This window comes from Spiroplasma sp. BIUS-1 (genome assembly GCF_010365805.1).
Classification (GTDB): domain Bacteria; phylum Bacillota_I; class Bacilli_A; order Mycoplasmatales; family Mycoplasmataceae; genus Spiroplasma_A.
On record NZ_CP048386.1, the window covers coordinates 188,802 to 202,749 of the forward strand.

Annotated in this window: 15 protein-coding genes; all 15 read left to right on the forward strand. The window is 28.1% G+C overall.

Features of this window, described 5'->3' with window-relative positions; all coding sequences use genetic code 4:
* The first annotated feature begins 32 nt into the window (after positions 1-32).
* The 15 genes from SBIUS_RS00905 (at position 33) to hpt (ending at position 13,880) form a co-directional block, all read left to right on the forward strand.
* Positions 33-560, forward strand: coding sequence for a DUF402 domain-containing protein (locus SBIUS_RS00905; RefSeq protein WP_162684626.1), 528 nt, complete (start codon positions 33-35; stop codon positions 558-560).
* A gap of 84 nt (positions 561-644) precedes the next feature.
* Positions 645-2,447, forward strand: a complete 1,803-nt coding sequence (lepA, locus tag SBIUS_RS00910) for a translation elongation factor 4 (protein ID WP_162684627.1) — start codon at positions 645-647, stop codon at positions 2,445-2,447.
* 1 nt (position 2,448) lies between these two features.
* A complete protein-coding gene (locus SBIUS_RS00915; RefSeq protein WP_162684628.1) occupies positions 2,449-2,874 on the forward strand; it encodes a GNAT family N-acetyltransferase in 426 nt (141 codons plus the stop codon).
* 68 nt (positions 2,875-2,942) lie between these two features.
* A complete protein-coding gene (locus tag SBIUS_RS00920) occupies positions 2,943-3,890 on the forward strand; it encodes a hypothetical protein (protein WP_162684629.1) in 948 nt (315 codons plus the stop codon).
* Positions 3,891-3,953: 63 nt separating this feature from the next.
* Positions 3,954-4,820 carry a hypothetical protein gene (locus tag SBIUS_RS00925; protein ID WP_162684630.1) on the forward strand — a complete coding sequence of 289 codons (867 nt, stop codon included), beginning with the start codon at positions 3,954-3,956 and terminating at the stop codon, positions 4,818-4,820.
* The gene (locus SBIUS_RS00930; protein ID WP_162684631.1) at positions 4,821-5,489 is read left to right on the forward strand and encodes a M48 family metallopeptidase; all 669 of its coding nucleotides are present in this window, start codon (positions 4,821-4,823) and stop codon (positions 5,487-5,489) included.
* A gap of 30 nt (positions 5,490-5,519) precedes the next feature.
* Positions 5,520-6,500 carry a DnaJ domain-containing protein gene (locus tag SBIUS_RS04400; RefSeq protein ID WP_203352886.1) on the forward strand — a complete coding sequence of 327 codons (981 nt, stop codon included), beginning with the start codon at positions 5,520-5,522 and terminating at the stop codon, positions 6,498-6,500.
* A 17-nt stretch (positions 6,501-6,517) separates the two neighbouring features.
* The gene (locus SBIUS_RS00940) at positions 6,518-7,213 is read left to right on the forward strand and encodes a hypothetical protein (protein WP_162684632.1); all 696 of its coding nucleotides are present in this window, start codon (positions 6,518-6,520) and stop codon (positions 7,211-7,213) included.
* Positions 7,213-8,031 (forward strand): hypothetical protein, encoded by an 819-nt coding sequence (locus SBIUS_RS00945; RefSeq protein WP_162684633.1) that lies wholly within the window; start codon positions 7,213-7,215, stop codon positions 8,029-8,031. The genes SBIUS_RS00940 and SBIUS_RS00945 overlap by 1 nt, the downstream gene beginning before the upstream one ends.
* Positions 8,032-8,047: 16 nt before the next feature.
* On the forward strand, positions 8,048-8,497 hold the full coding sequence (locus tag SBIUS_RS00950; RefSeq protein WP_162684634.1) for a hypothetical protein: 450 nt from the start codon (positions 8,048-8,050) through the stop codon (positions 8,495-8,497).
* A gap of 114 nt (positions 8,498-8,611) precedes the next feature.
* The gene (gene typA, locus SBIUS_RS00955) at positions 8,612-10,438 is read left to right on the forward strand and encodes a translational GTPase TypA (RefSeq protein ID WP_162685264.1); all 1,827 of its coding nucleotides are present in this window, start codon (positions 8,612-8,614) and stop codon (positions 10,436-10,438) included.
* Between the two features lie 115 nt (positions 10,439-10,553).
* The gene (eno, locus tag SBIUS_RS00960; protein WP_162684635.1) at positions 10,554-11,906 is read left to right on the forward strand and encodes a phosphopyruvate hydratase; all 1,353 of its coding nucleotides are present in this window, start codon (positions 10,554-10,556) and stop codon (positions 11,904-11,906) included.
* Between the two features lie 69 nt (positions 11,907-11,975).
* Complete coding sequence (locus SBIUS_RS00965; RefSeq protein WP_162684636.1) at positions 11,976-12,860, forward strand: phosphatase PAP2 family protein; 885 nt, start codon at positions 11,976-11,978, stop codon at positions 12,858-12,860.
* Positions 12,853-13,275 carry a Holliday junction resolvase RuvX gene (gene ruvX, locus SBIUS_RS00970; RefSeq protein WP_162684637.1) on the forward strand — a complete coding sequence of 141 codons (423 nt, stop codon included), beginning with the start codon at positions 12,853-12,855 and terminating at the stop codon, positions 13,273-13,275. Before SBIUS_RS00965 ends, ruvX begins: the two co-directional genes overlap by 8 nt.
* Before the next feature lie 35 nt (positions 13,276-13,310).
* Positions 13,311-13,880, forward strand: a complete 570-nt coding sequence (gene hpt / locus SBIUS_RS00975) for a hypoxanthine phosphoribosyltransferase (RefSeq protein ID WP_162684638.1) — start codon at positions 13,311-13,313, stop codon at positions 13,878-13,880.
* Positions 13,881-13,948: the final 68 nt, after the last annotated feature.

Genomic DNA, 13,948 nt, shown 5'->3' on the forward strand with positions numbered 1-13,948 from the left:
TATTTAGTGGACAGCTGAAGGGAGGTTTTTGAATGAAATCAAAAACTGGAGATTTAGTTCTTGTTCATGCATATAAACATAGTGGAAAACTATATAGATCATGAGAAAAAGTCAGTGTTTTTGAAGAAACAGATGATTATTTAATTTTAATTAACGAAGAAGTATTAATTACTGAAGTTAATGGAAGAAAATGAAAAACAAATGAACCAGCTATATGATTCTTTTTTAAGAATAGCTGATATAACATAATATGTATGTTTAAAGAGCGAGGAATTAATTATTATTGTAACTTGGCTTCACCGTATATTTTTGAAGAAGATACAGTAAAATATATCGATTACGATTTAGATTTTAAAGTATTTAATGATAACAGTTACAAAATCTTAGATTTAAAAGAGTTCAACAGAAACAGAATGTCTTGAAATTACTCTGCAGAAATTGTAGATAAAGTTTGAGAAAGTGTTGATGAAATAAAGTCAATGATTAAAAATAAGGTTAAACCCTTTGATCATGATTATGTAACTAATATATGAGAAGAATATGAAAAAACTAAAAAATAAAAACTAGCATTAGCTAGTTTTTATTTACTAATAACAAAAGATTATTGGTTATAATATTTAAAGGAATTATGGAGACGATTGTATATGGATAAATCAAAAATTAGAAATTTTAGTATAATCGCACATATTGATCATGGTAAATCTACTTTGGCTGACAGAATTTTAGAATTAACTGGAAGTGTTGAAAAAAGAGATATGCAAGCTCAACTTTTGGACTCAATGGATATTGAGAGAGAACGTGGAATTACAATTAAATTAAACTCAGTCCAATTAAAATATAAAGCAAAAGATGGAGAAGAATATATTTTTCATTTAATAGATACTCCTGGACACGTTGACTTTACATATGAAGTTTCAAGAAGTTTGGCTGCTTGTGAAGGAGCACTTCTTGTTGTTGATGCAAGTCAAGGAATTGAAGCTCAAACTTTAGCTAACGTTTATTTAGCTTTAGATAATGATTTGGAAATAGTGCCAGTAATCAATAAAGTTGATCTACCTGCAGCAGAACCAGATAGAGTTAAAGAAGAAATAGAAAAAGTAATTGGAATTGATTGTTCAAATGCACCAATGATAAGTGCAAAAACTGGATTAAATGTAGAAGATGTTTTAGAAGCAATTGTAAACTTCATACCAAGTCCGTTAGAAGCAGATGATTCAAAACCTTTTAAAGCTTTAATTTTTGACTCTTATTATGACAAGTATAGAGGTGTTATGGTTTCAGTGAGGGTTATGGATGGAACTATAAAAGTTGGTCAAACTATCAAAATGATGCAATCTGGTGCAACTTACGAGGTAACAGAACTTGGAGTTAAAACACCATTTGAAATTAAGAAAAATAGTTTAGAAGCAGGAGAAGTTGGTTGAATCGCAGCTTCAATCAAAACCGTAAGAGATGTTCATGTTGGAGATACAATCACAACAAAAGAAAACAGTGCAACTGAAGCTCTTCCTGGATATAAAAAATTAAACCCTATGGTTTATTGTGGGATTTATCCAGTAGATACTGCAAGATACAAAGATTTAAAAGAAGCTCTAGAAAAAATATCTTTAAGTGATGCAAGTTTAGTTTATGAACCAGAGAGCTCTCAATCACTTGGGTTTGGATTTAGATGTGGATTTTTAGGATTATTACATATGGATGTTATTCAAGAAAGACTTGAGAGAGAATATGATTTAACTCTAATTGCAACAGCTCCATCAGTAGTTTACAAAGTTACTCAAACAAACGATGAGATTATTGAAATTGATAACCCAGCATTTTTACCAGATCCTCAAAAAATAAAAACTATTGAAGAACCTTTTGTAAAAGTTACAATAATGACACCAGATCAATATTTAGGTGATTTAATGGCTTTATGTCAGGATAAAAGAGGTAATTACATTGATATTGAATATATCGATGATACTAGAAGAACTCTTGTGTATGAAATGCCTTTAAATGAAATAGTTTTTGATTTCTTTAATAAATTAAAATCAATGTCAAAAGGATATGCTTCATTTGACTATGAATTAATTGGTTATAAAACATCAAAATTAGTAAAAATGGATATTTTATTAAATGGAGATATTGTTGATGCTCTATCAATAATTGTTCATAAAGACTTTGCACAAGGTAGAGGTAGAGTTTTAACTGAAAAATTAAAAGAAATAATACCGAGACAAAACTTTGAAGTACCAATTCAAGCTGCAATTGGTGGAAAAATTATTGCTCGTGAAACTATAAAAGCTATGAGAAAAAATGTTTTGGCTAAATGTTATGGGGGAGATATTTCTCGTAAGAAAAAACTTTTAGAAAAACAAAAAGAAGGAAAGAAAAGAATGAAAGCAATTGGTTCTGTGGAAGTTCCACAAGAAGCATTTATTGCCGTTCTTAAGTTGGATGATTAATATGCAATTTTTAATAGATTTTTCAAATGACAACCCAGTATTTGAACAAACATCAATAATAAGAGAAGTTGTTTTTTGTGAAGAACAAAAATATCCAAAAGAAGAAGAGTTTGATGAATATGATTCATCTAGTTTTCATGTAATTGGTTTTTACAACGATCAACCCGTTGCTTGTGGAAGAATTCTAAAAAAACAAGATGATTGATATTTAGGTAGAATCGCTGTTTTAAAAGAATTTAGGAATAAAGGTTTGGGTTTAGAGTTGGTAAATTATTTGGTTGAATTTGCAAATTCAAAATTAGAAGCAAAGCACATATATTTAAATGCACAAGAAACTGCAGTTGGTTTATATGAAAAAGCAGGATTTAAAATATCATCAGAACCTTTTTATGATGGTGCAATAAAACATTTTAAAATGGTTAGATAATTCTAATCATTTTTTATATAATTTTGTCTTAGAAAATTATATAATTAAATATAAAGGTGGGTTTTGGGATGAGAAGAGTAAGAGTTTGAAGATTTATAATAATGTCAATAATATCTATTTGTCTAATTTTTGTCATACCATGACTTACTGTTACAAATGATGTAAATGGTTATAAAATCGGTTTTTCAGCAAGTGCGTTTACTACAACAGCAATGTTAATTTTAATAAGTGGTATTGCATATTTGGGAGCAGGATTTTTAGCAAATGGTTTAAAAAATAAACCAGGAAAAGTATTTGGTGTTGTTAACGCTGTTATGGGATTTGGTATTATTGTACTTTTATCAATCCACACATTTATTGGTGGTGTAAACATAGCGTTCAAAATGACATATTTTATGCCTTTATTTTCTCTTCTTACAGTTGATTTGGTTTTAGCAATAATTCATATTTCAATTAAGCCAGGAGCACAACAAAACCAAAATGTACAACAAGCTCAAGCTGTTCAAGGACACCAATTTGCAACAAATGAAGACTCAAATTCAAATGTAAATATAAGTACTCCTCAAACACAAGATGTTACAGAACTAAAAAACAAAATTCTTAATATGAAAAGTGGTTTGAGCAAATCATATGAAGAAGCAATTGATGAAATTGAAAGAACAGGTGCTTTAAGTGGTTTGGATATGTCTGAACTTTTAAAAGAAGATGAACAAGCAGATAAAAATAAAATAATTCCTTATTCTGTTGAAGACCAAATGCATTATCAACAACCACAACAACCAGTACAAGTTCAACAACCACAACAATATCAACAACCACAACAACCACAACAACCAGTACAACAAGAACCTTATGAACCAAAACACTATACTCCAAGAAGAGAATACGGTTCAAATGTTCAAGATCCACTAGCAAATTCTTCTAGTGATTATGAAAGCATCCATTCTTCAAGTTTATCTAGAAAAGACTATAAATATACTTCAAGAAGAAATGATATAGATGAAAATAAACATTAGAGAATTTAAGCATATTTTTGTTTAAATTCTTTTTTGTATATTATTTGAAAGAAAGGTGAAAACATGAAAAAAACAGAAAATAAATCTGAGAAGAAAAAACTTAAGAAAATAAACTTCAGAAATTTCAAAACAGGATCTGTTCTTTTTATGATTTTATTAAGTATTTTTAGGATAGCTATGATTGTATTTTGACTTATAGCTCCAGTTGTATTAGCATTCAACCTAGCTTTTGATGATGGGATAAGAAATCTTATCAACTATATTTGAACTCTTATTTTATTGGATGGTAATGTACATAAAGCAACAGATATCACAATCAATGTTGCAGCTCCGTTGATGTGATTTTTATCTCTAATAATAATGTTGGTTGCAAGTGTAAAACCATTCTTTAATAAAAGAACTTGATCTCAAAGAGCTTATTTAGCATTTAACTATATCTTTTGACCAGTTCTTTTTATAAGTATAATTTATGGAATTTACTTTACTATTCCTTTTTATGAATCAGGTTTAGCAACAAGTCCAACAGATCCAAATCAAGATCCTATATGACAAGCTTGAAATTCATTGCAATTAACATTTAGACCTTTTAGTGGTTGAATGATAGCTATACAATGTGTGTTTATAGTTTTCATAATTTTTGGTATTTTTTCAATATTTGAAGCAATAATGGTTAAAAAAATGAAGTTAGACTATAGTGATTTTGTTGTTAGAGAAACAAATCAAAGAAGTTTGGTAAATCAAGTAATTGAAGGAAAAATAGAGTTTGGAGAATTTAATCCAGATGAAGTTGATAAAGAAATTAAAAGAGTTAGAAATGAAACAATAGCAGAAGAAAAAAGATTAAAATTTGAAGCTATGCAAAAAGCAGAAGAAGAAAGAAAAGAACGCAAAGAAGCAAAAAAACAAAAAAGAAAAAAGGGAAAGAAGTAAATGAAACAAAAAAAGACTCTCAGCTATAAAGGTCAAAAAATTGAATATTTTTTAACTTTGAGAGATCAAAAGTTTATAAGATTAAAGTTGGAAGATACAAATATATATGTTTCAGCACCTTTTCAAGTTTTTGACTTTGAAATAGAGCAACTAATTTACAAAAATATTCATAAAATACAAAAAATAATAGATTATAGAGAAAAGCATAAATTTTTCTCTATTGAAAAAGATGGTTTCATAAAAATAAACAACGAAAAAATCCCAGCTAAGTTTGAAAAAGAAATCGATATTAAAAATAAAACGAGTTTTAAATTATATGAGAGTGAAGAAGATACAGTCAAAGCGATGTACAAAAAACTTGCAATCATTTACAAAGACTATTTTCAAGAATCTGTTGACAGAAATAAACAAATTATGGATTTAGACTTTAAAAATTTGACTATCAAATCTATGAAGGGTAAATGAGGGGTTTGTTATCCTGAAAAATCAAAAATTGTATTAAATACACGCTTATTGCATTTTCCAAAGGAAGCTTTGGATTATGTTGTTATACATGAACTTAGTCACCTTGTTCACAAAAACCATTCTAAGGATTTTTGAAGACATGTAGAGAAATATATGCCAAATTATAAAAACATAAGTGAAATTTTAAAAGTAAATGTTTTATAAAGTATAATAAATCTATGGAGAAATAAAATCATGGGATGAAGACGCGAATTTAAAAAAATGAAAAAAGAAACCCAAAAGAAATCAAGCATTTTTGATTACTCTGATGGTATTTCAAGCAACATTATATGAAATAGGTCAATGAACTCAGCAAATCACTGAGTCATTGAAACTTTACTTTCTGAAATTTCAAGTTTTAATAAAGACATAAAAGAAGTTTTGAGTATCCAAGAACTTCCAGAAGAATTAGAGACTTATACTTGAAAAATAGACTCTATTTCTACTGTGGAAAATTTTTATTCTTATCCAATGACAAGTTATTTTAAAGAAACATACAATAGCATTTCTGAAAGATTAGGTAATTATGAAGCTGCTTTAATTGTGGCTGCTTTAACAAAATTCGCATACTATACAACAGAAAAATTTTGAAAAGTTTTTAATTATACCTTTGCAAATAAAGATATAAATGAAAAACCTTTATTAAGGGTTTTTGAAGTTATGCAAAGAACTTCAATGGATTCTGTTAATGGGATAATTGAAAAAGCTTTTCTATTGATTGATAGAAAAGAGTTAGACCCTTATAAACATCACTTATTGATAGAAGAAATAATTGATTTAGGAGATGATTTCACTTATCACTGATCAAGAATGTTAGACCAAGTGGTTGATTTAACAGTTGAAACTTTTGTTTTCCAAAATGAATATGGACAAGGAAATTCTTCAACATATTCTTCAACATACTCAGATTTTTTTGGAGGAGATGACGAAGATATCGATGATTTCTTTGAGAAAACAAAAACTATGGTTTTCAATGATGAAGTTAATGATGCTTTCGCATACTTTGGTATTTCAAAAATGGCAAAACCAGATGAGTTCAAAAAAATATATAGAAAAATGGCAAAACAGTTCCATCCAGATTTAAATCCAGATCCTTCGGCTGCTATTGAAATGAAAAAAATTAATATGTTTAAAGAAATTGTCGAACAATATTATGACAAATATGACATAGTTTAGAAATGGGGAAATTATTTATGCAAAAACAAGTTTGAAATAATTTATTCGAAGCGTCACAAAATTTAATAACAAATTTTTCTGAGGATTCAGACAAATTATTAACTTCTGTTAAGGAGTTTAGTGAAAAGTTAGTTGCTTTTTCTGAAGTTTATTTTTCAGATAGAGAAGAATTCTTTAAATTTTTAAAAAGCAAGTACAGTAACTTTTATATGCAAGCAACATCTATAGTATCAAATGCAGACTCAGTTTCTGTCATTATGCAATTAAATGAAGGGGTAAATGATTATTTAATTTTAATAAACCTATTTAGACAATTGCTTGTAACTCTTGATGCACTTACAAGTGATTATTGATTAAGGGTTGCTGAAAAAGTGAAAGATGCCAAGTTTATCAAAATGGTAATTGGAATTTCAAACGAAGCTAGATTTGAAGATGAACAAGAAGTTTCGGGATATATTTTAAAAACTTTAGAAAAAAATAGAATAAAAGAAAATGATTTTTTCAAAAATTGCATGAATAAAGAATTGTGAAATGAAATTAAATTATTAGAAGAGAAAATATTAAATAAACCTGATGGAGATTTTGAATACTTTAAAGAGTTACTTCAAAAATCTGATCATTTAGCAGATGATATGGTAATAAATTTATGAGCTATTTTGGCTATAAATATTAGTTATTTAGAATTTTTAAATGATATTGTGGGTGAAAATTAATGGGTATCAACATAAAAGAATATGAAGAGTACAGTTTTATACAAAATGATTTAATAAGTAAGGAAATGTTTATTTTATACTCTATTTTTGGAGAGGATAGTAAATTTTTAAAGTCTATTCAAAACCAATGATTTGAAAATAAAGATGTAGAAAAATTTAGAGAGTACATCGAGTTTAAATTTGATGAAATAGAAGTTAAACAAAAGCCTCAAGTTGATAGAGACAGTCTTAGTTGCCTATTAAGAATGATGTCTATTTGTGATTGTTTTTATGAGTATGAGTTTTTATATGAATCTACAAAAGAATTATTTATTGAATCTAAAAGAGAAACTATAAGTAACTTAAAAACATACGAATACGCTTTCAATGAGTTTTTTGATTTAAATCACAAAGCGTTTTTAGAAGAATTAGATACATTAAGAATTTCTCCAAAGTATGCTCAAATAGTTAAAGATATAAAAACAACTATCAACAGAATTTCTGAAATTGATGAATATAGACTTAAGTTAAGAGAAAGTTATAAAGTAAATGATTTGATGAGTGATTTATTAGACATATTAGAAGATGATGATGACAATTCTTTTGAGTTTGGTTCAGATGAAGAAGTTATTCTTTATAATTTTTCAATATATCATTCAACTAAGATGTATTTTTCGCTTTTATTAAGAGAATACATAATTTTAGAAGAAGAAAGAATTAATGATACAACAATAGATGAGTTCAAGCCATTAATAGATGAAGAAGAACTTAGAATGTCAGAGACAAAAATGATTTCTGATCAAAGCAAAGAGATTTTTTACAAAACTTTAAAAAACTAAAAAGGAGTTGAGTGTCATGGAACAACATATTAAATATCCATTTTGTTGTAAAGAGCACTCAACTTTTTTCTCTACGCTTTTTGAAAACTATATAAAGCTGAGAAAAAAACAAGAGGGAATTGTCATCATTAATAATGATTTTTCACTTTATAAAGAACTGACAAAAACAAACTTGAAACTAATATTTGAAAGTCAAAAAAAGAGTATTAGTAAATGAAATGATAACTTAATAGTTGATTTAGAAAAAAAATTATGAAGTATATCAAGCATAATGTTTATATATTATGTTTTTAATGTTTTTGAAATAGTTTTAGATAAAGAAATAAATGATAACTTTGAGTTCTTGAAAGATCAAAGTATTAATTTACATAATTCAGTAGGGACAGAAGAAATTAAAACTGCTTTTGAACTAATTTTTCAAATATTAGATGATATAAAAAGAGCAAAAAATATAGATATTTTTTAAAATGTCTATAAAGGATAATTAAAAGAACAATTTAAACTAATTAACTTATTTGTTGGTATAACAATTAAATATTTGGTATTATCAATAAGTTATTAAATTATTAAGTAGGAGAAAATCATGGATAAAAAAATAATAAATATAGCTGTTATTGCTCACGTTGACGCAGGTAAATCAACTTTAGTTGATGCTTTTTTAAGTCAGTCAAACGTTTTTAGAGCAAATGAAGAAGTTAAAGAACAAGTTATGGACAGCAATGATCAAGAAAGAGAACGTGGAATTACAATCTATTCAAAAAACTGTGCAATTGAATATAATGGATACAAAATCAACATTGTTGATACACCAGGCCATGCTGACTTTTCAAGTGAAGTTGAACGTATTATGAAAACTGTTGATACAGTTATCTTATTAGTTGACTCAGCTGAAGGACCAATGCCACAAACAAGATTCGTTCTTTCAAAGGCTTTAGAATTAGGTTTAAGACCAATTCTTTTAGTTAATAAAATAGATAAAAAAGACCAAAGAGCACTAGAAGTGGTGGATGAAGTTTTAGAATTATTTATGGAACTTGATGCAAATGATGAACAAATAGAATTCCCATCATTATTTGGTACAGCTCGTGATGGTATTGTTCAATACTCAATGGAAGAAAAAAGTGATAACTTAGTTCCATTGTTTGAAACAATCATCAAACAAGTTGGAAACTACCCAATTGAATTAGCACAAGAACCAGTTCAATTACAAATTTCTTCTTTAGCTTATGATTCATTTATTGGAAGATTAGGAATCGGAAGACTTTTCAAAGGTGTTTTAAAAGAAGGTCAACAAGTTGCTATATCTAAAAACGATGGATCGGTTGCTAAAGGAAAAATATCTGGATTATTCATTTATGAAGGTTTAAAAAGAGTAGCTGTAAAAGAAGCTCAAGCTGGAGAAATTGTTGTTATTTCAGGAATAAGTGACTTAACAATTGGAGATACTGTTTGTGAACCAGATAAAATTGATGCATTGCCACCAATTGTTATTGAAGAACCAACTATGAGTATGAACTTCTTAGTAAACACTTCACCATTTGCTGGTAGAGTTGGAAAATATGTTACAACAAGAAACATCAAAGAAAGACTAGATAAAGAATTAGAAGTAAACGTAGGACTTAGAGTAGAACCTCTTTCAGATTCATCTGCAGATGGTTTCAAAGTTTTAGGTAGAGGTGAACTTCACTTATCTGTTCTAATTGAAACAATGAGAAGAGAAGGATTTGAATTAGGAATCTCAAGACCTGAAGTTGTTGTTAGAGTTGATGAAAAAGGTAACAAATTTGAACCTATGGAAAAAGTTATCATTGACGTTCCAACAGAATTTTCAGGAACAGTTATTAATAAATTAAACCTAAGAAAAGGTATGATGGCAGACATGGATTCAGATGGTGTAAGAGATAAAGTTACTTACCACATTCCAACTAGAGGTTTAATCGGATTCAAATCAGAATTCACTAACGATACACGTGGTGAAGGGGTTATGGTTAAATCAAGTATTGGTTACGAAGAATACAAAGGTAAAATTGAAGGAAGACAAAACGGAACACTTGTTTCTATGGCAAATGGTGTAACACTTCCTTATGCTTTAAATAACTTAGAAGAAAGAGGAATCTTATTTGTTGGTCCTCAAACTGAAGTTTATGATGGTATGATTGTTGGATTACACTCAAGAGACAATGACTTAAATGTTAACCCAACAACTGGTAAAAAATTAACTAACACAAGATCTTCAGGTAATGATGATTCAGTTAAGTTAACTCCACCAAGAAAATTCACTTTAGAAGAAGCTTTAGAGTTTATTGAGTGAGACGAACTTGTTGAAGTAACACCAGAAGACATTAGATTAAGAAAAAAATGACTTTCAGAAAATGAAAGAAAACAACACAGAAACGATCCACATTAAAAAAAATTTCCGTAAGGGAATTTTTTTTTAAAAAAAGTTCCACCAATATCTATTAAAAAATGATTCTAATATAGTAAAAATAGGTTTATTATAGAAGGGTAAGGAGAATTTTAATATGTCAAAAATAACTAACATTGTTGCGCGTGAAGTATTAGACTCACGTGGATTCCCAACAGTTCAAGTTGATGTTACAACTGAATTTGGTGGATTTGGAACTGCAAAAGTTCCTTCAGGAGCTTCAACTGGATCAAGAGAAGCATTAGAATTAAGAGATGGAGACAAAAGCCGTTTCAATGGAAAAGGTGTTTTAAAAGCCGTTTCAAACGTAAATGATAAAATCGCTGATTTAGTAATTGGTATGGAAGTAACTGATCAAGTTGCTATCGATACAGCTATGTGTAAATTAGATGGTGATGATTTCAAAAAAAACTTAGGAGCTAACGCTATTTTAGGTGTTTCTTTAGCTGTTGCTAAAGCTGCTGCAAGTGAATTAGAAATTCCATTATACAGATACATCGGAGGAACAAACGCAAGAAGATTACCTGTTCCAATGTTAAACGTAATTAACGGTGGAGAACATGCAGATTCTGCAATCGACTTCCAAGAATTTATGATTATGCCTGTTGGAGCACCAACATTTAGCGAATCATTAAGATGAGCTTCAGAAACTTTCCAAGCTTTAAAATCTTTATTACATGATAAAAAAGATATTACAGCTGTTGGTGATGAAGGTGGATTTGCTCCAAACTTTGCATGAGCATACCCAGAAGAAACTATTGAAGCATTTAAAGCAAAAACTCCAGTAGAAGTTGCTTTAGATTTATTGGTAGAAGCTATCGAAAAAGCTGGTTACAAAACTGGTAAAGACGGAATCATGATCGCAATGGATTGTGCTAACTCAGAATTATACATCGATGGAAAATACCACTTCAAAAAAATTGAAAAATTAACAGGAAAAGATTGATCATTAACAACAGATGAAATGGTTGCATTCTTAGATAAATTAGTTGATACATACCCAATTATTTCAATTGAAGATGGATTAGCTGAATCAGACTGAGATGGATTCCAAAAACAAGTTAAAACAATGGGACACAAAATCCAAATCGTTGGAGATGACTTATTTGTTACAAATCCAAAAATTACTGCAGAAGGAATTGAGAAAAAAGCTGCAAACTCAGTATTAATTAAATTAAACCAAATCGGAACATTAACAGAAACAATCGAAACTATTCAAATGGCTCAAAAAGCTGGTTGAACAGCTGTTACTTCACACCGTTCAGGTGAAACTGAAGACGCAACAATTGCTGACTTAGCAGTTGCATTAAACACAGGACAAATTAAAACTGGATCAATGTCAAGATCTGATAGAATTGCAAAATACAACAGATTATTAGAAATTGAAGCTGAATTAGGTGAAGCTGCAATTTACGATGGTCTAAAATCATTCTACAACTTAACAAAATAATAAAAATATAATTTTTAATCGAACCAATTAGTGGTTCGTTTTTTATTTATAATCAAGAAAGGTGATTAAATGTTTAGAAATAGAAAAACTTACATTTTTATTTTTTTGGCTTCAATTATTTTGGCTTATTTTGTTTTAGCCTCTCTTTTTGATTATGATATTGCAGTAACTGTTAGTGGTAAATTTAAAAATGGATTTTTTACACTATTTTTCGATACATTTGCTCAAGTCTTAATATTTTCTCCCTTATTCTTAATCTTTTCTATATATTCTCTAAAATTTACTTCTTTTCTAAAGTTTAAAATTAATATTAAAATACTAATTCAAACTATTATTATTTTTTTATTTACAGGATTTTTAATTGTCTATTTATTTTTAATTAAAAAGGATAAAATAGTTGATTATTCGCTTTCTATAAAATTGATTACATTTTTCACTATCTTTATTAGTTTGTCTATATTAAATATTTACGTCTTAAAAGTTATTTTAAAAAATGATGAAGTTGAGATAAATCAATTAGTTTATAAATCAAATATAGTTGTTATTTTCCTTGTTCTTAGTTGATTAAACGTCATTCTATTTAAATATATTTTTGGTAGAAATAGACCAGAAGATGTAATAGAAAATAATGCTTCATTTCAGTATATTTTTCAAATAAATTTTAATAGAACTAAAACTAGCACGAGTTTTCCTTCTGGTCACACAATGTCTGCTGGACAACTGATTGTATTTTGCTATTTTTTAGATTTTAAAAAAACTAAAAAAGAAAGAATATTAAAAAGTATACTATTAGTAACTATTGGTTTTTTAATAATAGCAACAGCAATTTCTAGAATACTCATGCAAAAGCATTTTTTAACAGATGTTTCTTTTTCGGTGGTGATAATAGCTGGTTATTATTTTTTAGCACCAATTATAGTAAATAAGATAAATAGGAGAATTAATAATGGCTAAATATATAGGTTTAGATTTAGGAAGTAAAACAATAGGGATAGCTACAAGTGAAGGTTATTTTTCAAATCCTAAAGAAACAATAAGATTTCAAGAAAATAATTTTGAAGATGGAGTAAACAAACTAAATGCCTTCCTTAAAAAAGAAGGATTTGAAAAAATAATAATAGGTTATCCAAGAAATATGGATGGATCAACTGGCCACAGAGTTGAAATGGTAGAAGATTTCATAAAAGTTATGATAGATCAAAATGTAGTTTCACAAGAATCTATTGAAAGAGTTGATGAAAGATTGACTACAAGAATGGCGAAACAAGTTATGATATCAGCTGATTTAAGTAGAAAAAAACAAAAAGAAAACAAAGATCAAGTTGCTGCTAAATTAATTTTAGAAACCTATCTTAACTCAATTAAGTAAGTATATAATTATTTTGTATATAAGTGGAGGTATCAATGGAAAAACATCCTTTAGTAAAAGAAATTCTATTTTCTAAAGAAGATATAGACACCAGAACTGCAGAACTTGCAGCTGAAATTGATAAGTACTACGAAAGTCAAGAAGTTAAAGACAACACAGTTATATTGGTGGGTCTTTTAAAGGGGTGTGTTCCTTTTATGGCTAATTTTATTAAGTATTTTAAACATGAGTGTCAAACAGAATATATGGTGGTTTCATCATATCTGGGTGGAACAAAAACCACAGGAGAACCAAAAATTAATTTGGATCTAAACATATCAATTAAAGATAAACATATATTAATAATAGAAGATATTATTGATTCTGGAATAACTTTAGATTATGTTAAAAACTACCTTTCTTTTAAAGGTGCTAAAGAAGTAAAAATAGTTACTCTTTTAGATAAACCACAAGGAAGAACTGTAAACATGGAAGCAGATTGAAGTGGATTTACAATCAAAAATGAGTTTGTAATTGGTTATGGACTTGATTATGATGAAAGACTAAGAAATCTTCCATACGTTGCTGTTTGTGACGTAGATAAATTAGATGATTGAAAATGATAATTTGAAATCATTTTTTTATTAATTAATTAGATTTTTAAAAAAGTTATATAATCTATACATATGGAGGA